Genomic DNA, 24,816 nt, shown 5'->3' on the forward strand with positions numbered 1-24,816 from the left:
GCGTGACGGGCGTAGTTTAATAATGTGATCCAGGTCACTTTATAGTTTTAATAACAGTCACTTACAGAAACATGCTGAAATTATCGCCTTTTGCCGAACGGCATAAGATACAATTTTGTAAGGGGTGATGCTTTTTATTGATAGGGTGGGGAATGCGCTATTTACCGAAGTTACAACAGTTGAAAGTCTTCCAGCAGGTGATCCGCAGCGGCAGTATTCGCGGGGCGGCACGCGCGCTTGAGCAATCTCAACCGGCGGTGAGCCGCACCATCCGTGAACTGGAACAGATCCTGGAAACTCAGTTGATCAATCGCAGCAGTCAGGGAATGACGCTGACCGAAACCGGCCGCGCCTTCGCCCTGCGAATGCAGTTGATCCTGGAGGAATTGCAGCGCGCCGCCGACGAGATCCAGCAGTTGAATCAGCATTCGCAAGGTAACGTCGCCATTGGCTGCTCTTCGCTACTCGCCCTGACGGTATTACCGGAACTGGTCGAAGCCTTCAAACAGCCGTTTCCACAGGCCAATCTGCTGATCCGCGAGGCGCAGCTTTCTACGCTACTGCCAGCATTGCGCGAAGGCCGCCTGGATTTTGCCGTGGGTACCGTCAGCCCGGAACTTCCGCTGGAGGATCTGGTGCGTGAACCGCTGTTCAACGCCTCTTTTTGCATTATCGCACGCCAGGGGCATCCACTGGCGCAGGCAACCTCGCTGGACGAACTGCATAAGGCCAAGTGGTTGTTACCGGAAACCGATATGGGCTATTACCAGCAGTTGCGGGCGGTATTAGGCACCTTCTATCAGCAATTGAGCCGTTCGCCCATTCGCTCGGACTCTGTGACCTGTGGCTTGAATATGGTGCTGGAGGCGGATTATTTGACTATCGTGGCGCGGGCGATGAGTGCACCATTCTTTTTGCAGCGTCGGCTGGTGGCATTGCCTATCGACACGTTGCCACAAGCGCAATATTGCGTGCTGTATTCACAGAAATCGCCGCTAACCGTGACGGCACGGCGATTTCTTGATTTATTGCGTGCCCACTGCCTGCGCTACCCTTGGTAGGATCAGGCCACTTCGCGGATTTCGAAGCTGTGGGTAATGCTGGCGGCTTTACCCAGCATCAAGGAGACGGAGCAGTATTTCTCGGCGGAAAGATCCACCGCGCGCTCGACGATCTTATCGGTCAGCCCTTTGCCGGTGACGATAAAATGCAGATTGATATGGGTAAACAGACGCGGTGCTTCTTCACGACGCTCGGAGGTCAGTTTTACCTCACAGTCACGCACATCGTTACGCCCTTTTTGCAGGATCGACACTACGTCGATGGCGCTACAGCCGCCGACGGACATCAACACCATTTCCATCGGGCTTGGCGCTTTATCGCCAGCGTTGCCATCCATCAAAACCTGGTGACCAGACGCAGACTCACCCAGGAATGTCAGCCCTTCTACCCACTTAACTCTTGCCTGCATGTTACACACTCCGGTTAATTTCTTAAAAACAGGGTACGCTTTCGCATACATTCTGGCAACGTAACCTGACGCTAATCATGCTGAAGCGAGACAACACAAGACACCCGCCTCACTCTGTGCTACAAACAGAGCCGCAATAACTCTTTCCAGGTCACCGATTTCAGGGATATGTCCAAGGAAAGGCCCCTATATTGGTTTGTTAACAGAATGTAGCTTGCAGCTCTCCCTGCAAGTTAATATGCTAGAGCACAAGCGTATTTCTATAACACGCCTCAAAACCTGTTGATAGCCACCATTAAAACACCGGGCTATAAGCACGTTTTACAGGGAACTCTGACCCCTGTGATACAAGGCAGCGATAACAACAGAGGATAACAGCGAATGGTTCTCGGCAAACCGCAAACAGACCCGACTCTCGAATGGTTCCTGTCTCATTGCCATATCCACAAATATCCATCGAAGAGTACGCTTATTCACCAAGGTGAAAAGGCCGAAACGCTTTACTACATCGTCAAAGGCTCCGTCGCGGTGCTGATTAAAGATGAAGAAGGCAAAGAGATGATCCTGTCCTACCTTAACCAGGGGGATTTCATCGGCGAGCTAGGATTATTTGAAGAAGGCCAGGAGCGTAGCGCCTGGGTACGGGCCAAAACCGCCTGTGAAGTGGCTGAAATTTCCTACAAGAAATTCCGCCAGTTGATCCAGGTTAACCCGGATATCCTGATGCGCCTGTCCGCACAGATGGCTAACCGCCTGCAAGTCACCTCAGAGAAAGTGGGTAACCTCGCCTTCCTTGACGTAACCGGCCGCATTGCACAGACCTTGCTGAACCTGGCAAAACAGCCTGATGCCATGACTCACCCAGACGGCATGCAGATCAAAATCACCCGCCAGGAAATTGGCCAAATCGTCGGTTGCTCACGTGAAACCGTCGGTCGTATTTTGAAAATGCTCGAAGATCAAAACCTGATCTCCGCGCACGGCAAAACCATTGTCGTGTACGGTACGCGTTAATCCCCAGGGAAACGGTGCAGCAATGCGCCGTTTCTTTACCTGCTGAATAGCCAACCATGTGGCGCCGCCTGATCTACCACCCGGAAGTCAACTACGCACTGCGGCAAACGCTGGTGTTGTGCCTGCCGGTGGCGTTTGGTTTACTGATTGGCAACCTGCAACTCGGCATGCTGTTCTCGTTGGTGCCCGCCTGCTGCAACATTGCCGGGCTGGATACGCCACACAAACGCTTTTTCAAACGCCTGGTCGTAGGCGGCTCCCTGTTCGCACTCAGCAGCCTTCTGCTGCAACAAGCCCTGCTGTGGGATCTGCCGTTACCCTTGCTGATGCTGGCAATGGCGCTGTTGCTCGGCGTCAGCGGTGAGATCAGCCCGCTGCACGCACGCCTGCTACCAGCCGCATTGGTCGCCGCCATCTTTTCCCTCAGCATGGTAGGCACCGTGCCAATCTGGCATGCCCCTTTGCTGTATATCGTCGGCACCGCCTGGTACGGGCTGTTTACCTGGGCCTGGTTCAAGCTGTGGAAAGAGCAGCCGATGCGCGAATCCCTAAGCCAGCTGTATATGCAGTTAGCCGACTATTTTGAAGCCAAATACTCATTACTGACGCAGCACACCGATCCTGAAACTGCCCTGCCGCCGCTGTTGCAACGCCAGCAGAAAGTGATGGACCTGATCAGTCTGCTATACCAACAGCTTAATTTCCTGCCCCATGCCAATAACCTGGAGCAAAAGCGCCTGCGGCGTACGTTTCAGGTGGCGCTCGATTTGCAAGAGCACATCACCGTCAGCCTGCATCTGCCGGAAGAAGTGCAAAAGCTGGTAGAGCAAAGCCAGGCCGAAGCGATCATCCGCCGCAACGCCCAGGTGATCGCCACGCGCCTGCGGGTGGTGGCCGACGATATTCTCTATCATCGGCACTCTGCGCGTTTCAGCATGAAGAATGAGCTGGCGGCGCTAGAAAAAGTGGCCTCACAGCACGCCGATAACCCGGTTGGCCAGTTCTGCTATTACCACTTCAGTCGCATCGCACGCCTGCTGCGCACTCAGCACCCACTTTACCGCCGTAATCTGATGGCCAATCAGTCACGCCTGCCGTTCTGGCCTGCAGTGGTGAGCTATCTATCGTTCAAATCCAACGCCTTGCGTAACGCCGCCAGGCTGGGGGTCATTCTGGCGGCAGGCAGCAGCCTGGGCATGCTGTTCAATCTGCCAAAACCCTATTGGATCTTGCTGACCATTATGCTGGTCAGCCAAAACGGCTATAACGCCACGCGGGTGAGGATCCAGCACCGTGCCCTCGGCACGTTGGCCGGGCTGGTGATTGCCGCTGGACTGTTGCAACTACAGATGCCGGAGAACGTGACGCTGAGCATCATGTTGGCCATCACCCTGGCGGCCTATCTGATCCTGCGGAAAAACTACGGGCTGGCGGTGATGGGCTTCACCGTGACCGCCGTCTACACCTTGCAGCTCCTGGCGCTGAACGGTACCCATTTCCTGGTCCCCCGCCTGATCGATACCCTTATCGGCTGCGTACTGGTGTTTGGTGGCACGATCTGGCTATGGCCGCAGTGGCAGAGCGGCATGCTGCGTAAAAACGCCCATCAGGCTCTGGAGCACGATCAGACTGCACTGCGTTTATTGCTGGAAGAACAGGAACCCGACCCCAGCGAACTGGCCTACACACGCATGCAGGTCAATCAGGCGCATAACGCCCTGTTTACCTCGCTCAATCAGGCGATGCAGGAACCGGGATTTGAATCGAATTATCTGGCTGATATGCGGCTGTGGATCACCCATAACCAGTTTATTGTTGAACACCTGAATGCGATGACCATTCTGGCGCGCGAGCACTATATGCTGACGCCAAAGCTGGCTCAGGAGTATCTGCAAACCTGTGAGATCGCCTTACAGAGCTGTCAGCAGCGGTTGGAATATGACGGCCCGAGTACCAGCAACAGCATCATGCAGCCGCCGGACCTGCATCCAGATATGCCGATCACCGAGATGGAACGCCACTTGAGGCGGATCCTTTCTCACCTGACCGTGATGCATACCATTTCGTCATTGGCATGGCGCCAGCGCCCACATCATGGGATCTGGCTGAAGCGCAAACTGCGGGAAAGCTGAGGTTAGCGGGACCGCAGCCCCGCAGACTTGATCAGCCGTTAATCACATCCTGTACGGCCAATTCGAACAGCGCCATGCCTTCGTCGATATCTTTCAGCTCAACCACCAACGAAGGGGCAAAACGGATCACATTTGGCCCGGCATTGAGGATCATCAAACCACGTGCAGCAGCGGCAGTGAGGAAATCACGCGCTTTGCCGTGATAGCCCGCCTTCAGTTCCGCGCCAATCAACAGCCCCATGCCACGAATATCGCTGAACACATCGTATTTCTTACCGATCTCCTGCAAAGCCTGAACAAACAGCCCACGACGCTGCTCAATCCCGCTTAGCACCTCTGGCGTGTTGATCACGTCCAACGCTGCCTCTGCCACTGCACAGGCCAGTGGGTTGCCGCCGTAGGTGGTGCCGTGGGTGCCAACCTGCATCACCGAGGCGATCTCTTCGGTGGTCAGCATCGCGCTCACCGGGAAACCGCCGCCCAGCGCTTTGGCGGTGGTGAGGATGTCTGGCGTAATGCCGTAATGCATATAGGTAAACAGCTTGCCGCTACGGCCCATACCGCTTTGCACTTCATCAAACACCAGCAGCGCCTGATGTTGGTCGCAAAGTTCACGTACGCCCTTGAGGAAGACAGGATCGGCGGCGGTAATGCCCCCTTCACCCTGAATAGGCTCCATCACTACAGCACAGGTGTGATCGTCCATCACCGCTTTCACCGCGGCCAGATCGTTGAAAGGTACATGCGCGATATCGGCCGGTTTCGGCCCAAAGCCGTCGGAATATTTTGGCTGCCCGCCCACGGAAACGGTGAACAGCGTACGGCCATGGAAAGCGTTATTAAACGCGATAATCTTGGTTTTATACGGGCTATGACGGGTGATGGCGTAATGACGAGCGAGCTTGAAAGCCGCTTCGTTAGCCTCCGCACCCGAGTTGGCGAAAAACACCCGGTCGGCGAAGGTGGCAGCGATCAATTTACTGGCCAGGCGCAGCGCGGGCTCATTGGTGAATACGTTGCTGGTATGCCACAAGGTTTCGCCCTGCTGCTTTAGAGCCTCAACCAGTGCCGGATGGCAGTGCCCCAACGCAGTCACCGCGATGCCACCAGAGAAGTCGATATACTCTTTCCCCTGCTGGTCCCATACGCGGCTCCCCTTGCCCTTCACCGGCACAAACTGGGCGGGTGCATAAACAGGCAGGATAACCTGATCAAAGGTGCTGCGGGTAACTGCGGTTTTTTCGGTCATTACTGGCTCCAGGCGGCTAACTATCAAGTGAAAATATAATCACAAAATATGCATAAAAAACCAATCAAGGGCAAGCTTAAAAAACCACTAACGGCTAACTTCCAAGGAAATTACCCAGCAGTTGGTGCCCCTGTTCGCTGAGAATGCTCTCTGGATGGAACTGTACGCCTTCCAGCGCCAGCGTCCGGTGGCGGATCCCCATGATCTCATCCCGTTCGCCGTCACGTTCGCTCCAGGCGGTCACCTCAAAGCACTCCGGCAACGTCGCCGCGTCCAGGATCAGTGAATGGTAGCGGGTGACGGTCAGTGGATTATTCAATCCCTTGAACACGCCGAGATTTTGATGGCGGATAGCAGAGGTTTTGCCATGCATAACCTCTCGAGCGCGAACCACGTCGGCACCAAACGCCTGGCCCAACGCCTGATGCCCAAGGCAAACCCCAAGGATCGGCAACTTGCCGGCAAAATGGCGGATCGCGGCCAGCGAGATGCCCGCCTCGTTCGGCGTACAGGGGCCAGGGGAGATCACCAGATGTTGCGGTGCCAGCCGCTCAATATCGGCCAGTTGCAGTTCATCGTTACGCTTCACCAGCACTTCGGCACCCAGTTCGCAGAAGTACTGATAGAGGTTGTAGGTAAAAGAGTCGTAGTTATCGATCAGCAGCAGCATGTTTAAATGAACTTAGTATGAAGGATCGTTACGGTCGCCCGTATCAAATAGCTAGATAGCCGAGTTTATCTAACCTTCGCCGTTACACCTATAGCCACGTTCGAACAGTAATCCATAAAGACAGCCAGTTTTGCTGATTGGAAAACGTTGAATCAGCCAAAAAAGAGAGTAATCTAGCACTAAGTGCTATAGTTAAGGTAACAGGATGTCAACCTAATGCGCGTATTTAAAACCAAATGGTTTGCCAAAATGGCCGAATCTCATGGCATCAAAGATAGGGAATTATGCCGGGCTATTGACGCAGTGATAGAAGGGAAGGCCGATGACCTCGGAGGCGGAGTATACAAGAAGCGCCTAAGGGAGAATCGTGATCGCGCGATAATATTAGCCAAAGGCGGAGTGCATTGGTTTTACACGTTCCTGTATGCTAAACAGGATATGGCCAACATCGATAAACGTGAACTTGCTGGATTTCGAGAGTTAGCAAAGTACTATGCGGTACTTACAGATGAAAAGATTATGGCATTGATTACAAATAAAGAGCTGGTGGAGATTTGTCATGACCGCAAAAAGTAAATTCAAAAGTCCTGCGTTTGAAGCCATCCATAGTGCAGCTTCTGGGTTATTCAGCGTCGATGCCATCCCGCAGGAGACGATGCGTAGCTTCGATCAAGCCTGCATCAGCAGCGTCAAAGATCTTCAACCACTTGAAATCAAAGCATTGCGGGAAAAACTCAATGTCAGCCAGCCAGTCTTTGCCCGTTATCTAAACACCAGCGTTTCTACAGTACAAAAATGGGAAAGCGGCGCAAAACGCCCCAGTGGCCTGTCGTTGAAGTTACTTACCGTGGTCCTGAAACATGGGCTTAAGGTGTTGATTTAATGACTTGCTCAATCATCCAGTTTCACACCAAGCATCCTGAGCAGTTTTAGGGCTTTAGCCTGGAAATTGCTCAGATGCTATCAGAGAAATTTGTGAGGCAAGCCATTTCGCAGACACTGTCTGCGAAATCTGCTCTGACTGCCAAGTTTGAAACCGCTGGCAAAGCTAAACGGACGCAGTATTCTGCACCCCACAAAATAATCACAGACCTACTTTTTGCGGCCACCCATGATCGAGCCTAAAACGCCGCGCAGGATCTGGCGGCCCAGATCGCGCGCCATGCTCTTGGCGGCGGTCTGTACGATGCCGTCGTGTTTACCGCCGCGTGGACCAGTGGAGCCGAACAGGATTTCGTTCAAGCCGCCCATCAAGCCACCGCCGCTTTCCTGCCCTGCGGCCGGTTTCTGAGCCGGTTGCCCAGGCTGTGGCGTACCCACAGTGGCAAAACCACCTGCGGCCAGTTTTTCATAGGCAGATTCACGATCCACCATATCCTCATAACGTCCGTAGAGCGGGGATTTATTGATGGCGCTGTTCATCCCTTCGGCCCCCAGCATGCCCATTTTCGATTCCGGAGCGATCACCATCGCACGCTCCACCACGTCCGGCCGCCCTTTCTCATCCAGGAAGGAGACTAGTGCCTCGCCCACGCCTAGCTCGGTGATTGCCGTTTCCGCATCAAAGTCTGGATTGGCGCGCATGGTTTGTGCCGCCGCCTTCACCGCTTTCTGATCGCGTGGTGTAAAGGCCCGCAGCGCGTGCTGGACACGGTTACCCAACTGGCCCAAGACACTGTCCGGGATATCCAACGGATTCTGAGTGACAAAGTAGATGCCCACGCCTTTGGAGCGGATCAGGCGCACCACCTGCTCAATTTTAGTCAGCAATGCCGGCGGCGCATCGTTAAACAGCAGGTGGGCTTCGTCGAAGAAAAACACCAGCTTTGGCTGTTCCGGATCGCCCACTTCCGGCAAATGCTCAAACAGCTCCGCCAGTAGCCACAGCAAAAACACCGCATACAGCTTCGGCTGGTTAATCAGCTTATCCGCCGCCAGCAGGTTGATAATGCCGTGCCCGTTGGCATCGGTTCTCATCAGATCGTTGATATCCAACATCGGCTCGCCAAAGAACTGATTGGCACCCTGCTGTTCCAGCGTCAGCAAACCACGCTGGATCGCCCCGATCGAGGCCGAAGAAATGTTGCCGTACTGGGTTTGGAACTGTTTGGCGTTATCCCCGACGTACTGCACCATCGCACGCAGGTCTTTCATATCCAGCAACAGTAAGGCGTTGTCATCGGCGATCTTGAACACCAACTGCAACACGCCGCTCTGCACCTCATTCAGATCCAACAGGCGGCCTAGCAGCAGCGGGCCAAGATCGGAAATAGTGGCGCGGATAGGATGGCCCTTTTCACCAAAAATATCCCAAGGGATCATTGAACAGGCTTGGGGTTGCCAGCCGGTAACGCCAATTGCCGCCAACCGCGCCTGCAACTTCTCGGAGGGAATACCTTCGGCCGCAATGCCCGACAGATCGCCTTTAACGTCCGCCAGGAATACCGGAATGCCAATGCGCGAGAATTGCTCCGCCATCTTTTGCAGGGTGACCGTTTTGCCCGTACCGGTCGCCCCGGTGATCAACCCGTGGCGGTTAGCCAGGGCAGGCAAAATGACCAGTTCCTGCGCCGGTTTCCCGTCTTTCATCGCTTTGGCAATAATCCGTGCTTCGCTCATTTTCTGTTCCTATAACCCTGTGCGGCGCGAATGCGCCCGTTGATATCATCAAGGCTATAAGCGAGACGTAAACCCGTCAAGGACAAACAAAAGGGCCCCTCACCCCAACCCTCTCCCTGTACAGACCGGGGACATGGTTGACAGGTGTTCAAGGACATGGTGAACACTTTTTAACATCCTTTACCCATGATGATCGACCTATTTCTCAGGTCGATCATCCCCACTTTCGTGCTGTACCACCATACCTCGTAGTAGCCCTCTCTCTCACTTTCCTTCAGTCCGACATATTCACCGATAAAGGCCTTGCCCACTTTCAGACCCATCCCTTTCAGGCTCAGTTTTCCACTGACATCCACTTTCCTGACCAAAACCCCCTCGTCATACTCGGCTGCCGCCGGATTGCCATTGTACTGTCGCGATGAAGGCTGATAACGGGACGCCGGTACCGCCATTGACAGGGCTTCGTGTGGACGCTCCAGGTTGTAGGTATCTCGCCAGGCGTCGAACACCTCCTGCAACTGCGCGGCATGGGTAAACCACCGTCCCTGCAGGAGCTCTGCCTTCAGGCTGCGGTGGAAGCGCTCCAGCTTACCCTGAGTCTGAGGATGATAAGGCCGAGAGTGACCCACCCGGATACCCTGACGCATCAGCCACAGTTCCAGCGCGGTCCAACTGCCCGTCGTGTCGCCCCAGGGGGCCCCATTATCCATGGTCATTCTCTCCGGCAAGCCATAACGTTCGAACACCGCTATCAACTGAGACTGCACGGTGACACCTCGTTCGTCCGGGCAGTGCGCCAGACAGAGCGAGAAGCGCGAATGGTCATCCAGCAAGGTCAGCGGATGACAACGCCCTTCGGCGAAGGGGAAGTGGCCTTTAAAGTCCATCTGCCAGAGTCGGTTCGGTGCGTCATGTTCAAAGCGTCCGACGGTGGGCGTCGGTGACGGACCGCCCGGTAGCAGGTCATGGCGGCGCATCAGGTTATGCACGGTGCTGGCGGCCGGTAACGTATGCCCCTGCATCTCGAGCCACCGCTTGAGCTTGCGCGCGCCCCACATCGGATGGGCCAGGTGCGCAGCGCGGAGGTGTTGGACAACGGTGTCAGAGGTTCTGCAGGGGGAATGGTGTGGCACTCGAGAACGTTCGTTCAGACCGGCGCGCCCATCAGACTGCCAGCGATGTAACCACTTGTATGCGGTAGCAGGCGCTATGCCAAACTGGCGGCATAGCGCACGGATATTAGCGCCTTCTTGCGAGGCGAAAAGCACAAACTCGGTACGTAATGACATGGCAGATCTCTCATCCCACGGCATAAGCAACTCCACTCAGAAGTACTCATACCTATGTTGTAAGTGTCTACCATGTCCCCGAACAAGTGTTCATGATGTCCCCGGTCTGTACACTCCCACAGGGAGAGGGAGCTATTAGCCCCTGCTCTTTTGCAAGTGAAAGAGGCCACCTCAGCAAACTCTTCAAGCCGATATCAATCGTAGGAGTCAATCTGCGGCACATTAGGGTCCCTCATGCCAAACCGTATCGCGGGACGTGCAACCAGCCCTTCCTTTAGTAAGAGGGAGCTGATACAGAGCCGATATCAATCGTAGGAGTTAATCTGTGGCACGTTAGGGTCCCTCATGCCAAACCGTATAGCGGGACGTGCAACCAGTCCTTCCTTTAGGGAGAGGGAGCTGATGCGGAGCCGATATCAATCGTAGGAGTCAATCTGTGGCACATTAGGGTCCCTCATGCCAAACCGTATAGCGGGACGTGCAACCAGTCCTTCCTTTAGTAAGAGGGAGCTGATGCGGAACCGACATCAATCGTAGGAGTCAATCTGTGGCACATTAGAGTCTCTCATGCCAAACCGAGTCGCTTAACGTTATCCGCGTAACCCCAGCTCTTCTTTCAGCGATTTGAGATAGCGGCGGCTGACCGGTACCGGCTCCCCCACCGACATAATCATTTCCGCCGTGCCACTTTCTTCAAAACGGATCTCTTTGACCTGCTCAAGGTTCACCAGATATTGCCGGTGGCAGCGCACCAATGGCGTGCGGCTTTCCAACGTGCGAAGCGTCAGTTCGGTAAAACACTCCATGCCGTCATTGCGTACCACATACACCCCGGTCGAGCGTGAGCGGATAGCGATCACCTCGTCGAAACGCAGCAGGTAAATCCGGCTGTGGCCGGTGCAGGGAATGTATTTCAGGTAGCCCGCGCTTTCATCCAACGCCGCAATATTCTGCGGAGCACGGCGCTGATGCAGGCGCTGCAGGGTTTTATTCAGCCGATTCGGCTCCGCCGGTTTCAGCAGGTAATCAAACGCATGCTGCTCAAAGGCCTGCACCGCGTATTCGTCATAGGCCGTCAAAAACACGATGTAGGGCATACGGTTCGGATCGAGCATGCCAACCATTTCCAATCCGCTGATACGCGGCATCTGGATGTCCAGGAATACCACGTCCGGTTGCAAGCGGTGGATTTGGCTGATGGCCTCAATGGCATTGGCGCATTCACCAATAATGGTAATGCCCTCTTCCTCTTCCAGCAGGTGGCGCAGGTTATCGCGGGCAAAGGGCTCGTCATCGACAATCAGTACGTTCAACATCAAGCAGCCCTCGCCAAGGGAACGTTAAGGGTGATGCAAGTATAGGCTTCAGGTTCGCAGGTGACCTGCACGCCATAATCTTCACCATAGCGCACGCGGATACGCCGATCGACCAGGTTCATCCCCAACCCGCTGCCACCGGTCTGCTGACGGAACAGCCCGGCGTTATCCGTCACCTGCAACAGCAAGTGATCGCCCTCCAGACGAGCACCAATATCGACACGGCCAATCCCCAACAGGTGGGAAGTACCGTGCTTGATGGCATTTTCCACAATCGGCTGCAGCGAGAACGCAGGTAAACGCACTGCCAGCAACTCTTCCGGCAGCGAAACGGTGATCTCCAGCCGATCGGCAAAACGGGCCTTTTCGATCTGCAGATAGGCGTTCACATGTTCGATCTCGTCCGCCAGGCTCACCTCATCGTCGGAGCGCTTGAGGTTTTTACGGAAAAAGGTCGACAGATACTGCACCAGTTCGCAGGCCCGGTCGCCATCGCGGCGGATCACCGCCACCAGCGTATTCAGGGCGTTGAACAGGAAATGCGGATTCACCTGCGCATGCAGCAGTTTGATTTCCGACTGGGCCAGCAGCTGTTTATGGCGCTCATATTGCCCGGCCATGATTTGCGCCGACAGCAGGCTGGCAATCCCTTCCCCCAGCGTGCGATTAATGGTGCTAAACAGCTTGGTCTTGGGTTCATACAGTTTGATGGTGCCAATCACTCGCTGGTTTTCACCACGCAGCGGGATCACCAGTGTCGAACCTAGTTTGCAATTGCCGTTGATGGAGCAGCAGTAAGACAGCTCATTGCCGTCGGCATACACCACCTCGTTGTTATCGATGGCGCGATGGGAGTGGACCGAGGAGATCGGCGTGCCCGGCAGATGGTGGTCGTCACCAATGCCGATAAAGGCCAGCAGCTTGTCACGGTCGGTGATCGCCACGGCGCCGATGCCCAGCTCCTGATAGACCACCCGTGCCACCTTCATGCTGTTTTCCTGGTCAAACCCCTGGCGCAGAATACCCTCGGTACGTTCGGCAATCTTCAACGCCTTGGAGGAGAAGGCGCTGGTGTATTTCTCAAACATCGCCCGCCGATCAAGCAGGATCTGCATGAACATGGCGGCACCGATGGTATTGGCGATCAGCATCGGCAGGACGATGTGCTCCACCAGCAGCACCGCTTCGGGGAACGGACGCGCGACGATCAGGATAATCGCCATTTGCAGCACTTCGGCCACCAACGCAATCCCGGCGACAAACAGCGGGTTGAACAGCAGATCGATACGCCCGCGCCGCATGGCAATGCTGTGCACAATACCGCCAACCAGACCTTCGGCCACCGTGGAGATCGCACAGGCGACGTCTGTCATGCCCCCCAGTGTATAACGATGCAAGCCGCCCGTTAGGCCAACCAGGAAACCGACGGAGGGCCCACCCAGCAGCCCGCCCAACACGGCGCCGATAGCGCGGGTATTGGCGATGGAGTCTTGAATATGCAGGCCAAAATAGGTGCCCATAATGCAGAACACCGAGAAAATGACGTAGCACAGCAACTTGTGCGGCAGGCGAATGGTCACCTGCATCAACGGAATAAACAGCGGCGTCTTGCTCAGCAGATAGGCAATGACGAGATACACGCACATCTGCTGTAGCAGCAGTAACACCTGGTTAAATTCGTACATAAAAACGGCTCATCCTGAACAACGGGGGCGATCAAAAAAGTGCCGGGTATCCGGTCTGGTTTTAGGCGGGCAATTAAATCACGTGGGATCGAAAAAAACAGTGATGCAGGCAAACATTCAGGAGGGAAAAGCAGGCCGGCCCCCAGCTAGAGACCGGCTTGGGTGATTTATGGCAGCACTTTGGCCGACAGGATCACGATAGGTTTACTCGGGACATTCTGGTAAGGACCGACGTTGCCAGTGGGTACCTGGGAGATTTTATCTACTACGTCCATACCTTTAACGATTTTGCCAAATACCGCGTAGCCAAAATCACGCTGGCCATGATCGAGGAACGCATTGTCTGCCACGTTCAGGAAGAACTGGCTGGTGGCGCTGTCTTTATCGGCGGTACGCGCCATGGAAATGGTGCCACGCAGGTTACGCAGGCCGTTGTCGGCTTCGTTTTTGATCGGTGCATTGGTGGTTTTCTGCTGCATATCCGCAGTAAAACCGCCACCCTGAACCATGAAACCCGGGATCACGCGGTGGAAAACGGTGTTGTTGTAGTAACCGCTGTTCACGTAGTCAATGAAGTTCTTGGTTGAGACCGGTGCCTTCTGACTGTCGAGCGCCAATTCGATATTCCCTGCCGAGGTGGTCAGCATGACGTGGGTTTCACCGGCGGCTAATGCGGCGGGTGCCATGGCTGTCAGTGAACACAGCGCAACGAAGGTCACTAAAGTACGTTTGAACATGAACGGGTCCTTTCTTTGAGATACAAACAACGGAAAGCGCTTTGATTCTAAAGAGCTGCGCCCGGCAGCGCCAGCCATTTACCTATATTTACTCAATTGCCGGACGTTTCTGAGTGCGCCCGGTTTTTTCCTGCCGACAGTATGATCCCCGTACTGATTTTTGCCAAGCCGATCACGCATTATTTGCCGATTTTCGCCCTTCATCGGTTTTTGCGACACAAATCCCGGTTTGGTTCTGCAATCCAGCTAGGCTAAATAAATGAGAGCGCTCTCATTTGCGCTGATAACCATAATAATACTGGAGAGCAATGATGAAAAAGATAGTGCTGTGCTGTGCCGCGGGGATGTCCACCAGCATGCTGGTCAAACGCATGCAAACCGAAGCGCAAAAGCGCGAACTGGCCGTGGAGATTGTGGCGGTACCGGCTGCGGATTTCGAAGCTGAGTTGCCAACTGCCAGCGTGGTGCTGTTGGGGCCACAGGTAAAGTACGAACTGGCCCGCTTCAGCCAGCTTGCCGGGCCGCATGGCCTGCCGGTTGCCGTCATCGACATGATGGATTACGGCACCCTGCGCGGTGACAAGGTATTAGACCAAGCCCTCAGCCTGATCGCCTGACGCCGCGGAGAACCCCATGAGCCTATACGCTTCCCTGATGCGCGTGGTCGAAAGCCATATCGCGCCACTGGCTGGCCGGATCGGTAGCCAGCGCCATATTATTGCCATTCGTGACGGTTTTATCAGCGCTATGCCATTTTTGATCGTCGGCAGTATCATGCTGATCGTCGCCAACCCGCCGTTTGACGCGACCACCACCTCCAGCTTTGGGCAAGCCTGGTTAGGGTTCGCCAAGAAGCACTGGGACACCATCACCATGCCGTTCTTTATGACCATGGGGTTGATGAGCGTATTTGTCTCTATTGGTACCGCCTACAGTCTGGCAAAGCACTACAAAATGGATGCGCTGACCGCTGCGCTGCTGTCGCTGATGGCATTCCTGCTGGCCTCCGCGCCACAGGTCGACAACAAGATGTCCCTCGATTTTCTGGGTGGCCAGGGGGTATTCACCGCTCTGATCTGCGCCATTTGGTCGGTCGAACTGATCCGCCTGCTGAAAAAGTACAACATCACCATTCGCATGCCAGAGCAGGTTCCCCCTGCCATTGCCCGCTCGTTTGAACTGCTGTACCCAGTGGTTGGCATTCTGTTGACGGTCTACCCCATCAGCCTCCTGATGCAGAGCGAATTCCAACTGCTGCTGCCCGCTGCGATTATGCAGGTGTTCCAGCCGCTGATTTCCGTCGGCGATACGCTGCCAGCCATCCTTTTGGCGGTGCTGATTGCCAACCTGCTGTGGTTTGCCGGTATTCACGGCGACAACATCGTGACCGGCCTGCTGAATCCGATCTTTATGGCTAACCTGGCCACTAACGCCGCGCTGGTCGCCAACGGTGCAGCCATGACCCAAACGCTGACCGCGCCATTTTGGTCATTCTATGTCTGTATCGGCGGCTCAGGCTCCACGCTGGTGTTGGCCTTCCTTTATCTGCGCAGCCGTTCCATTCATCTACGCACCATCGGCAAGCTGAGCGTGGTCCCGGCGGCTTTCAATATCAATGAACCGCTGCTGTTCGGTTCGCCGGTGGTGATGAACCCAACGCTGTTTATCCCGTTGATTGTGGTGCCGATGGTTAACGCCACTCTGGCTTATTTCGCCCTGCACTGGGACATGGTGGAGAAAATGGTGGCGATGGCCCCCTGGACCGCTCCGGCACCGCTGGGAGCGATGATCTCCGCCTCCTGGGATATCCGTGCCGCCGTATTGGTGCTGGTGCTGATGGTGATTGACCTGGCGATCTGGCTGCCGTTCTTCAAGGTGTATGAAAAACAACTACTGGCGCAGGAACACGAGCAGGCCGAGGCTGAACGTGAAGCCAGCAACGCCGCCACCGCACAGTAACAGGAGAGATAACGTGACTGAACTGATGGCTGAAGTCAGCCAGGATTTTGAAAGCACCATTATGGAGCTGCTGGTATTTGCCGGTAGCGCCCGCAGCAGCGCGCTGATGGCTTTGCAACAGGCCCGTGCCGGTGATTTCACCGGTTCCGCCGAGCATATGGCCGAATCCAAGCAGGCGGTGAAACAGGCCCACCGCATTCAAACCCAACTGATCGGCATGGACGAAGGCTGCGGCAAACTGGCCATCACCCTGATCACCGTACACGCACAGGATCACTTGATGAACGCCATGGTCATTCAGGATCTGGCCGACGACATGATCGAACTTTATCGCCGTCAGGTACAATCGGAGTCCCGCTCATGAGCGCATTAAAAATCGCCATTATTGGCGGCGGTAGCAGCTACACGCCGGAGCTGGTGGAAGGCCTGATCCTGCGAATTGAAGAGTTGCCGGTGACCGAACTGGCGTTGGTGGACGTTGAGCCTGGCCGGGAGAAGGTCGAGATCATTGCCGCATTAACCCAGCGTATGCTGGCCCGTAACGGCCTGGAGCAGGTGAAGGTCAGCGTGCATTTCGATCTGGACGAGGCCATTCGCGGTGCCAGTTTCGTTCTCACCCAGTTCCGCGTGGGTCAGTTGCCTGCCAGGGCAGCCGACGAGCGCCTGGGCCTGAAATACCAACTGATCGGCCAGGAAACTACCGGCGTTGGCGGCTTTGCCAAGGCGCTGCGCACCATTCCGGTGATGCTGAATATCGCCCGCAAGGTAGAACAACTGGCACCCGATGCCTGGATCATCAACTTTACCAACCCGGCTGGTATCGTGACCGAAGCCGTTTCGCGTTATACCAAGGCGAAAATTATCGGCCTGTGTAACGTGCCGATCAGCATGCATCACATGATCGCCAATATGCTGCAGGCCCCTTACGCCGAGGTACAGCTGCAATTTGCCGGGTTGAACCACATGGTGTGGGTCCACCAGGTGCTGCAAAACGGCAAGGACGTGACCGACAAGGTACTCGACATGCTGTGTGACGGTGCCGCGCTGACCATGAACAACATCAAGGAAGAGCCTTGGCCACCAGAGTTCCTGCGCGCCGTAGGGGCGATCCCCTGCCCTTATCACCGCTATTTCTACCAGACCAAAGAGATGCTGGCAGAGGAGATTTCCGCCGCAGCCGAACGCGGTACCCGTGCCGAACAGGTGATGAAAGTAGAGAAGGAATTGTTCGAGCTGTATGCAGACCCACATCTCGACAGCAAGCCCGAGCAGCTCAGTTTCCGTGGTGGTTCCTTCTATTCCGAAGTGGCGTTAGAGCTGATCCGTGCCATTCACAATAATCTCGGCACGCAATTAGTGGTCAATACCGCAAATCGTGGCGCTATTCGCGGTTTGCCAGACGATGCTGTGATAGAAACCAACTGTATCGTCGATGCTCAGGGTGCCCATCCGCTGACGTTTGGCCAACTGCCGGATTCGATGCATGCGCTGACCCAGCAGGTTAAAGCCTATGAACGCCTGACGATAGAGGCCGCCGTGCATGGCGATAGCCGCAGTGGGCTGCTGGCACTGGTCACCAATCCTCTGGTCGCCAACGCCCAAATTGCCCAGCCGCTGCTGGAAGAAGTGCTGGAGGTGAATAAAGCCTATTTGCCGCAGTTTAACGCATAACCATCAACATTGGGTTCGGCTCGCCGGACCCACTTATCTCCTGTAATCTGATCAAGTGGGGGGATAAGCCCGTAATCAGGAGCAGTAAAATGGTGACACTGGAAGATGTCGCAGCGATAGCGGGCGTATCCCGCGCGACTGTGTCACGCGTGGTCAACGGCGACAACAAGGTCAAAGCGCTCACCCGCGAGAAGGTCAAACGGGCGGTGGCCGAACTGGGCTATACCCCCAACCCCGCGGCCAGGGCGTTGGCATCCAGCCAAAGCAATACCTTGGGCCTGGTCACCACCTCATACCGAGGGGGCTTCTTTGGTGCCCTGATGGATTTCGTCCAAACCGAAGCCGAGTCCAACGGTAAACAGCTGCTGGTAACCCAAGGCCGCAACAGTGCGGAAAATGAACTGCTGGCGATCCAACGCCTGTTCAGCCTGCGTTGCGACGGAGTGATCCTCCACGTGCGCTGCCTCAGCGACGATCGGCTGCGTCAGTTGGCGGCCGAACAGCGCTCCTTTGTGCTGCTGGATCGCCTGGTCCCTGGCCTGGAAGATCGCTGTGTCACCTTCGATCACGTTTATGCCAGCCAGCTTGCTACCCAGCAGCTCATCGATGCCGGCCATCGGCGCATTGCCTGTATCAGTGGCCCAGCCCAACGAGCCTCCAGCCAACAGCGGTTACAAGGGTTCCTCAATGCGATGCAGGCCGCCAACCTGCAACCGCTAGGCTGCCCGGAAGGGGTCTATGACCTGGAAAGCGGCTACCAGTGCGCTGACCAGTTGCTGCGCAGCAAAGCGCTGCCTACCGCGATCTACTGCTGCAACGAAGAAATGGCGATTGGTGCCTTGCTGGCGATTAATGAACGGCATCTGCGTGTACCGCAGGATATCTCATTGATCTGCTATGACAGCGGCGAGCGAGCGCCTTTTGTCCGCCCGGCGCTCACCAGCGTGCATTTCCCTATTACCGAAATGGCGCAATATGCCGCTCGTCTGCTGATAGATCCACTGACCGCACCGGTGAGCTTTGAGCCGACCATCATCCAGCGCGATTCGATCGCCACACCCGGTAGCTGATCACATAAAAATCTAAAAACCTTTCATCCCTTGCATCAAAAAATCGATGCTCGTCACATAAACTCCCGTTGTCTATGCTAGGATCCGCCTCCTGGTGGCCTGATCGGGATCTTTTCCAGTTTTTAGCAGGAAAAACCTGCGGCCTTATGCCAGCTTTAAACCCCAGGGATCTCAGGTTACGTCCTGACTGCCCACGGGTATAAACCACAACAAAGATAATCAGGCCTATATACATGAATGACAGCAACCGCATCCGGCTAACCTGGATCAGCTTCTTCTCTTATGCGCTGACCGGTGCATTAGTGATCGTCACAGGGATGGTGATGGGAAACATCGCAGAGTATTTCAATCTGCCGGTTTCCAGCATGAGCAATACCTTTACCTTCCTTAACGCGGGTATTTTGATTTCAATCTTCCTCAATGCCTGGCTGATGGAAATCATTCCGCTGAAACGTCAGCTGATCTTTGGCTTTATCCTGATGCTGCTGGCCATCGCCGGGCTGATGGTGGGCAAAAGCCTGACCCTGTTCTCGCTGTGCATGTTTGTGCTCGGTGTGGTCAGCGGTATCACCATGTCGATCGGCACCTTCCTGATCACCCATATGTATGCGGGCCGCCAACGTGGTTCACGCTTGCTGTTTACCGACTCCTTCTTCAGCATGGCCGGGATGATCTTCCCAATCATCGCCGCAATGCTGCTGGCGCGCAGCATTGGCTGGTACTGGGTTTACGCCTGCATTGGGGTGCTGTACCTGGCCATCTTCGTGCTGACGCTGTGTTCCGAGTTCCCGGTTCTGGGTGACAAAGGGGAGAAAAGCAGCGAGCCGGTGGTGAAAGAGAAATGGGGCATCGGCGTGCTGTTCCTGGCTATCGCCGCGCTGTGCTACATCCTTGGCCAGTTGGGCTTTATCCAATGGGTGCCGGAATACGCCACCAAAACCTTCGGCATGAATATCGATCAGGCGGGCAAGGTAGTCAGCAACTTCTGGACTTCTTACATGATCGGTATGTGGGTGTTCAGCTTCGTGCTGCGCTTCTTTGACCTGCAACGCATCGTCACCGTGCTGGCCGCGCTGGCAACGGGTGCCATGTACCTGTTTATCAGCACCGATAATCCTGAGTACCTGAGCTACTACATCATGGCTCTGGGCTTCGTCTCCAGCGCGATCTACACCACGCTGATCACGCTCGGTTCGCAGCAAACCAAGGTTTCCTCACCGAAACTGGTCAACTTTATCCTGACCTGCGGCACCATCGGTACCATGCTGACCTTCGTGGTCACCGGCCCGATCGTTGCCAGCAGCGGGGTCCATGCCGCACTGACTACGGCCAACGGCCTGTATCTGGCCGTGTTTGTGATGTGTCTGCTGCTCGGTTTTGTGACCAAGCACCGTAACCATGGGCATACCACGCACTAACTGTTGCTAGTTTTCCCCATGAGGGTTCTGCCAACGCAGAACCCTTTTTTTATGTCTAACGCCTGAAGTCGACCTGCTCTTCCTGCTCCAGATACAGCGTGGTTTGCGCAGGCTGGGTGGCCGCGATGACCGCACCCGCACGGATCGAATAGCGTACCGGCGTCTGGCGGCGTACTGCGTCAAAACCGCTGTCTGCGGGTAAGATCACCAAATCGGCACTATTGCCTGCACGCAAACCGTAATCCGTCAGGTTCAAAGTTCGTGCGCTGTGGGTGGTGATCAGATTCAAACCGTCATCGATCTGGCCATAACCCATCAGTTGGCAGACGTGGAGCCCCATATGCAGCACCTGCAACATATTGGCGGTGCCCAGCGGATACCAGGGGTCAAACACGTCGTCATGACCAAAGCAGACGTTGATGCCCGCCTCCAGCATCTCCTTCACCCGTGTGATGCCACGCCGTTTAGGATAGGTATCGAAACGCCCTTGCAGGTGAATATTCACCAACGGGTTGGCCACGAAGTTGATACCGGACATTTTCAGCAGCCGGAACAGCCTTGAGGTATAGGCCCCATTGTAGGAATGCATCGCGGTGGTGTGGCTGGCGGTGACCTTGGCGCCCATCTCCAGCTTCAATGCCAGCGCGGCCACGGTCTCCACAAAACGGGACTGCTCGTCGTCAATCTCGTCGCAGTGCACGTCCACCAGCCGATCGTATTTCTGTGCCAGAGCAAAGGCCTTGTGCAGCGACTCTACGCCGTATTCGCGGGTGAATTCAAAATGCGGGATAGCCCCGACCACATCCGCCCCGAGCCGTAACCCCTCCTCCAGCAGGGCTTCCCCATTGGGATACGACATGATCCCTTCCTGAGGGAAGGCCACGATCTGCAGCGTGATCCAAGGAGCGACCTCCTGCTTGACCTCCAGCATGGCGCGCAGCGCGGTCAGCGTAGGATCGGAGACGTCGACATGGGTGCGCACATGCTGCACGCCGTTGGCGATTTGCCATTTCAGCGTCTGCCAGGCGCGCTGTTTCACGTCCTCATGGGTGAGCAGTGCTTTACGCTCCGCCCAGCGCTCAATACCTTCAAACAGCGTGCCGGACTGGTTCCATGCGGGCTGCCCGGCGGTTTGCGTGGTATCCAGGTGGATATGCGGCTCGATAAACGGCGGCAGCGCCAGCCCGCCTTCGGCATCCAACACGTCGCTGCGCCACTCCAGCCCCTCAGGCTGTGGAATGATATGCGCGATCCGCCCCTGCTCAATAGCCAGTTGCCATAGCCCTTCATGCCCGCTCAGGCGCAGGTTATCGATAAACTTGACCGGATTGTTCGCCATTTTTTTCCTCTGCTCGGCTCACCATTTCTTTCATCATACTGGGCAATGACGAGCTGACAAAATCGCCGCTTGGTGCCTCTCCCCTTTCGCTACTCCCCAAGGAGTATTTTTTCCATTAACTGGCTCGATTCAGCTAAAGTTGAGTAAAAACCGCAACTTATCAAATATCGATAAAAATCATAGATATACCACCTTAGAGGTATATAGGGGCTAGCTTGACCTGTATCAATAAATTGCCTTCTGGGAGGAATAAGGTACATCCAGGAAATCAGAATTTTGAGGCAATAATGAGCAGAGTCCAACTCGCGGTTATCGGCAACGGCATGGTCGGCCACCGCTTTATCGAAGATCTGCTGGAAAAGGCAGACAAAGACCAGTTCGACATCACCATCTTTTGTGAAGAGCCACGCATCGCCTACGACCGCGTGCATCTCTCCTCCTATTTCTCCCACCACACTGCCGAAGAGCTTTCGCTGGTCCGCGAAGGCTTCTACGAAAAACAGGGCGTCAAAGTGCTGGTAGGCGAGCGCGCGATCACCATTAACCGCGCAGAGAAAGTGATCCACTCCAATACCGGCCGCACGGTGTATTACGACAAGCTGATCATGGCGACCGGCTCCTACCCGTGGATCCCGCCGATCAAAGGTTCAGAGACTCAGGACTGCTTCGTTTACCGCACCATTGAAGATCTCAACGCTATCGAATCCTGCGCCCGCCGCAGTAAACGTGGCGCGGTAGTAGGCGGTGGCCTGCTCGGCCTGGAAGCGGCTGGCGCACTGAAAAGCCTGGGCGTGGAAACCCACGTGATCGAGTTCGCGCCGATGTTGATGGCAGAACAGCTCGATCCAATGGGCGGCGACCAGCTGCGCCGCAAGATCGAGCGCATGGGTGTCAAAGTCCACACCGGTAAGAACACCACCGAAATTATCAACGGCGGCAAAAGCGCACGCAAAACCATGCACTTTGCCGACGGCAGCGAGCTGGAAGTCGACTTTATCGTCTTCTCCACCGGTATCCGCCCGCAGGACAAACTGGCTCACCAATGCGGGCTGGCTACCGCCCCACGCGGCGGCATTGCGATTAACGATAACTGCCAGACCTCCGATCCAGACGTTTATGCCATTGGCGAATGCGCCTCCTGGCAGCAGCGCACTTTCGGCTTGGTCGCGCCGGGCTACAAGATGGCTCAGGTCACCGCCGACCATCTGCTGAGCCGTGAAAACAGCTTCCAGGGTGCCGATATGAGCGCCAAACTGAAGCTGCTAGGGGTCGATGTTGGGGGCATTGGCGATGCGCATGCGCGTACCGAAGGCGCCCGCAGCTACGTCTATCTGGATGAAAGCAAAGAGGTTTACAAGCGCTTGGTCGTCAGCGCGGACAACAAAACGTTGCTCGGCGCGGTGCTGGTCGGCGATACCAGCGACTACGGCAACCTGCTGCAGCTGGCACTGAATAATATCGAACTGCCGGAAAACCCGGACAGCCTGATCCTGCCAGCCCATGCCGGCAGCAAGCCTGCCATCGGCGTAGATTCACTGCCAGAAACCGCACAGATCTGTTCCTGCTTCGACGTTAGCAAGGGCGATATCATCAAAGCGGTGAATATGGGCTGCCATACCGTGGCGGCGATCAAGTCCGAGACCAAGGCCGGTACCGGCTGCGGCGGCTGTATTCCACTGATCACCCAGGTGCTGAATGCCGAACTGAGCAAACAGGGCATCGAGGTTAACCATCACCTATGCGAACACTTTGCCTATTCCCGCCAGGAGCTGTACCACCTGATCCGGGTTGAAGGCATCAAGACCTTCGACGAGCTGTTGGCGAAATACGGTAAGGGTTACGGCTGCGAAGTGTGTAAACCGACCGTCGGTTCACTGCTGGCCTCCTGCTGGAACGAGTATGTGCTCAAACCGCAGCACACGCCGCTGCAAGACACCAACGACAACTTCCTGGGCAACATCCAGAAAGACGGCACTTACTCGGTGATCCCACGCTCTGCCGGTGGTGAAATCACGCCGGAAGGTCTGATCGCCGTCGGCCAGATTGCCAAAGAATACAACCTGTACACCAAGATGACCGGCTCGATGCGTATCGGCATGTTCGGTGCGCAGAAAGACGATCTGCCCGCCATCTGGAGCAAGCTGATCGCCGCCGGTTTCGAAACCGGCCACGCCTACGCCAAAGCGCTGCGGATGGCGAAAACCTGCGTCGGCAGCACCTGGTGCCGTTATGGCGTGGGTGACAGCGTTGGCTTCGGCGTGCAGCTTGAACACCGTTACAAAGGCATCCGTACCCCGCACAAGATGAAGTTTGGCGTTTCCGGCTGTACCCGCGAGTGTGCCGAGGCGCAGGGGAAAGACGTCGGCATTATTGCCACCGAGAACGGCTGGAACCTGTACGTCTGTGGCAACGGCGGGATGAAACCACGCCATGCCGATTTGCTGGCCGCCGATCTCGACAACGAAACGCTGATGCGTTACCTCGACCGTTTCATGATGTTCTACATCCGCACCGGCGATAAGCTGCAGCGTACCTCGGTCTGGCTGGAAAGCCTGGAAGGCGGCATCGATTATCTGCGCAAGGTGATTATCGACGACAAGCTGGGCATCAACGCACAGCTGGAAACCGAAATTGCCCGCCTGCGCGAAGCAGTGATCTGCGAATGGAAAGCAACTGTCGAAAATCCTGCATCGCAGGTGCGTTTCGCTCACTTTATTAACAACAGCCAGCGCGATCCTAACGTGCAGGTCGTGGCCGAGCGCGAGCAACATCGCCCAGCTCGCCCGGATGAACGCATTCCCGTCACCTTGCTGGAAACCGAGGAGAACAACGCATGAGCCAGTGGATCACCGTTTGCCCCATCGCCGATATTCTGCCCGCGACCGGCGTGTGTGCGCTGATCGGTACCCAGCAGGTGGCGATATTCCGCCCCTATGCCGACGAACGGCTGTTTGCCATCAGCAATATCGACCCGTTTGCCCAGGCCAGCGTGCTCTCTCGCGGACTGATTGCCGAGCATCAGGGTGAATTGTGGGTCGCCAGCCCACTGAAAAAACAGCATTTCCGCCTGCACGACGGTTTCTGTCTGGAAGATGAGAGCCGCTCCGTGGCCAGCTTCACCAGCCGGGTAGTCGACGGCCTGGTTCAGGTGGCAATGCAATAAAACACGATGCCCCT

General features: G+C 55.7%; 22 protein-coding genes. 13 read left to right on the forward strand and 9 right to left on the reverse strand.

The window, feature by feature from the left end:
- The first annotated feature begins 152 nt into the window (after positions 1-152).
- The gene (locus KGP21_RS26665; protein ID WP_209529990.1) at positions 153-1,061 is read left to right on the forward strand and encodes a LysR substrate-binding domain-containing protein; all 909 of its coding nucleotides are present in this window, start codon (positions 153-155) and stop codon (positions 1,059-1,061) included.
- A 2-nt stretch (positions 1,062-1,063) separates the two neighbouring features.
- Here KGP21_RS26665 and KGP21_RS26670 read toward each other — a convergent pair whose 3' ends face one another.
- Positions 1,064-1,471: an OsmC family protein gene (locus KGP21_RS26670; RefSeq protein WP_021181673.1), complete on the reverse strand. Its 408-nt coding sequence runs from the start codon at positions 1,469-1,471 to the stop codon at positions 1,064-1,066.
- A 381-nt stretch (positions 1,472-1,852) separates the two neighbouring features.
- Here KGP21_RS26670 and crp point away from each other — a divergent pair, with 381 nt between their 5' ends.
- Together crp and KGP21_RS26680 are read left to right on the forward strand one after the other, a co-directional pair.
- Entirely contained in the window at positions 1,853-2,485 is a 633-nt protein-coding gene (crp, locus tag KGP21_RS26675) for a cAMP-activated global transcriptional regulator CRP (RefSeq protein WP_005969523.1), read from the forward strand.
- A 56-nt stretch (positions 2,486-2,541) separates the two neighbouring features.
- A complete protein-coding gene (locus tag KGP21_RS26680; RefSeq protein WP_094981644.1) occupies positions 2,542-4,617 on the forward strand; it encodes a YccS/YhfK family putative transporter in 2,076 nt (691 codons plus the stop codon).
- 31 nt (positions 4,618-4,648) lie between these two features.
- Here the strand turns inward: KGP21_RS26680 and KGP21_RS26685 are convergent, their stop codons facing one another.
- Positions 4,649-5,866, reverse strand: coding sequence for an aspartate aminotransferase family protein (locus tag KGP21_RS26685; protein ID WP_223536565.1), 1,218 nt, complete (start codon positions 5,864-5,866; stop codon positions 4,649-4,651).
- A gap of 94 nt (positions 5,867-5,960) precedes the next feature.
- A complete protein-coding gene (locus KGP21_RS26690; protein ID WP_059199470.1) occupies positions 5,961-6,536 on the reverse strand; it encodes an aminodeoxychorismate synthase component II in 576 nt (191 codons plus the stop codon).
- 216 nt (positions 6,537-6,752) lie between these two features.
- Between KGP21_RS26690 and KGP21_RS26695 the strand changes: the two genes are divergently transcribed.
- The gene (locus tag KGP21_RS26695) at positions 6,753-7,112 is read left to right on the forward strand and encodes a type II toxin-antitoxin system RelE/ParE family toxin (protein ID WP_071681329.1); all 360 of its coding nucleotides are present in this window, start codon (positions 6,753-6,755) and stop codon (positions 7,110-7,112) included.
- Positions 7,096-7,419 carry a DNA-binding transcriptional regulator gene (locus KGP21_RS26700; RefSeq protein WP_021181678.1) on the forward strand — a complete coding sequence of 108 codons (324 nt, stop codon included), beginning with the start codon at positions 7,096-7,098 and terminating at the stop codon, positions 7,417-7,419. The genes KGP21_RS26695 and KGP21_RS26700 overlap by 17 nt, the downstream gene beginning before the upstream one ends.
- 209 nt (positions 7,420-7,628) lie before the next feature.
- Here the strand turns inward: KGP21_RS26700 and KGP21_RS26705 are convergent, their stop codons facing one another.
- The 5 genes from KGP21_RS26705 to ppiA all read right to left on the reverse strand — a co-directional run bounded on the left by KGP21_RS26705 (position 7,629) and on the right by ppiA (position 14,182).
- Positions 7,629-9,155: a helicase HerA-like C-terminal domain-containing protein gene (locus KGP21_RS26705; RefSeq protein WP_223536567.1), complete on the reverse strand. Its 1,527-nt coding sequence runs from the start codon at positions 9,153-9,155 to the stop codon at positions 7,629-7,631.
- A 170-nt stretch (positions 9,156-9,325) separates the two neighbouring features.
- On the reverse strand, positions 9,326-10,480 hold the full coding sequence (locus tag KGP21_RS26710) for an IS481 family transposase (protein ID WP_371824832.1): 1,155 nt from the start codon (positions 10,478-10,480) through the stop codon (positions 9,326-9,328).
- 554 nt (positions 10,481-11,034) lie between these two features.
- The gene (gene btsR / locus KGP21_RS26715; protein WP_021181680.1) at positions 11,035-11,760 is read right to left on the reverse strand and encodes a two-component system response regulator BtsR; all 726 of its coding nucleotides are present in this window, start codon (positions 11,758-11,760) and stop codon (positions 11,035-11,037) included.
- Complete coding sequence (locus KGP21_RS26720; protein ID WP_021807483.1) at positions 11,760-13,445, reverse strand: sensor histidine kinase; 1,686 nt, start codon at positions 13,443-13,445, stop codon at positions 11,760-11,762. The genes btsR and KGP21_RS26720 overlap by 1 nt, the downstream gene beginning before the upstream one ends.
- Before the next feature lie 167 nt (positions 13,446-13,612).
- Positions 13,613-14,182, reverse strand: a complete 570-nt coding sequence (gene ppiA / locus KGP21_RS26725) for a peptidylprolyl isomerase A (RefSeq protein ID WP_021181682.1) — start codon at positions 14,180-14,182, stop codon at positions 13,613-13,615.
- A gap of 311 nt (positions 14,183-14,493) precedes the next feature.
- On the opposite strand from ppiA, the gene KGP21_RS26730 reads away from it, so the two are divergent.
- The 6 genes from KGP21_RS26730 (at position 14,494) to tsgA (ending at position 20,300) form a co-directional block, all read left to right on the forward strand.
- Positions 14,494-14,799 carry a PTS sugar transporter subunit IIB gene (locus KGP21_RS26730; protein ID WP_037376515.1) on the forward strand — a complete coding sequence of 102 codons (306 nt, stop codon included), beginning with the start codon at positions 14,494-14,496 and terminating at the stop codon, positions 14,797-14,799.
- A 16-nt stretch (positions 14,800-14,815) separates the two neighbouring features.
- Positions 14,816-16,141, forward strand: coding sequence for a PTS sugar transporter subunit IIC (locus tag KGP21_RS26735; RefSeq protein WP_094981654.1), 1,326 nt, complete (start codon positions 14,816-14,818; stop codon positions 16,139-16,141).
- Positions 16,142-16,166: 25 nt separating this feature from the next.
- On the forward strand, positions 16,167-16,505 hold the full coding sequence (locus tag KGP21_RS26740; protein ID WP_094981676.1) for a PTS lactose/cellobiose transporter subunit IIA: 339 nt from the start codon (positions 16,167-16,169) through the stop codon (positions 16,503-16,505).
- Positions 16,502-17,812, forward strand: a complete 1,311-nt coding sequence (locus KGP21_RS26745; RefSeq protein WP_094981655.1) for a 6-phospho-beta-glucosidase — start codon at positions 16,502-16,504, stop codon at positions 17,810-17,812. The genes KGP21_RS26740 and KGP21_RS26745 overlap by 4 nt, the downstream gene beginning before the upstream one ends.
- Positions 17,813-17,901: 89 nt before the next feature.
- On the forward strand, positions 17,902-18,882 hold the full coding sequence (locus KGP21_RS26750; RefSeq protein WP_071681335.1) for a LacI family DNA-binding transcriptional regulator: 981 nt from the start codon (positions 17,902-17,904) through the stop codon (positions 18,880-18,882).
- 233 nt (positions 18,883-19,115) lie between these two features.
- Complete coding sequence (gene tsgA, locus KGP21_RS26755; protein ID WP_021181688.1) at positions 19,116-20,300, forward strand: MFS transporter TsgA; 1,185 nt, start codon at positions 19,116-19,118, stop codon at positions 20,298-20,300.
- A gap of 55 nt (positions 20,301-20,355) precedes the next feature.
- Here the strand turns inward: tsgA and KGP21_RS26760 are convergent, their stop codons facing one another.
- Positions 20,356-21,639 carry a cytosine deaminase gene (locus KGP21_RS26760; protein WP_115159412.1) on the reverse strand — a complete coding sequence of 428 codons (1,284 nt, stop codon included), beginning with the start codon at positions 21,637-21,639 and terminating at the stop codon, positions 20,356-20,358.
- 287 nt (positions 21,640-21,926) lie between these two features.
- Here KGP21_RS26760 and nirB point away from each other — a divergent pair, with 287 nt between their 5' ends.
- Together nirB and nirD are read left to right on the forward strand one after the other, a co-directional pair.
- Positions 21,927-24,476 carry a nitrite reductase large subunit NirB gene (gene nirB / locus KGP21_RS26765; RefSeq protein ID WP_021807477.1) on the forward strand — a complete coding sequence of 850 codons (2,550 nt, stop codon included), beginning with the start codon at positions 21,927-21,929 and terminating at the stop codon, positions 24,474-24,476.
- Positions 24,473-24,802 (forward strand): nitrite reductase small subunit NirD, encoded by a 330-nt coding sequence (nirD, locus tag KGP21_RS26770; RefSeq protein ID WP_071681341.1) that lies wholly within the window; start codon positions 24,473-24,475, stop codon positions 24,800-24,802. The genes nirB and nirD overlap by 4 nt, the downstream gene beginning before the upstream one ends.
- The last annotated feature ends 14 nt before the right edge of the window (positions 24,803-24,816 follow it).

Origin of the sequence: Serratia sp. JSRIV004 (genome assembly GCF_019968705.1) — a bacterium.
In the GTDB taxonomy this organism is placed as follows: domain Bacteria; phylum Pseudomonadota; class Gammaproteobacteria; order Enterobacterales; family Enterobacteriaceae; genus Chania; species Chania fonticola_B.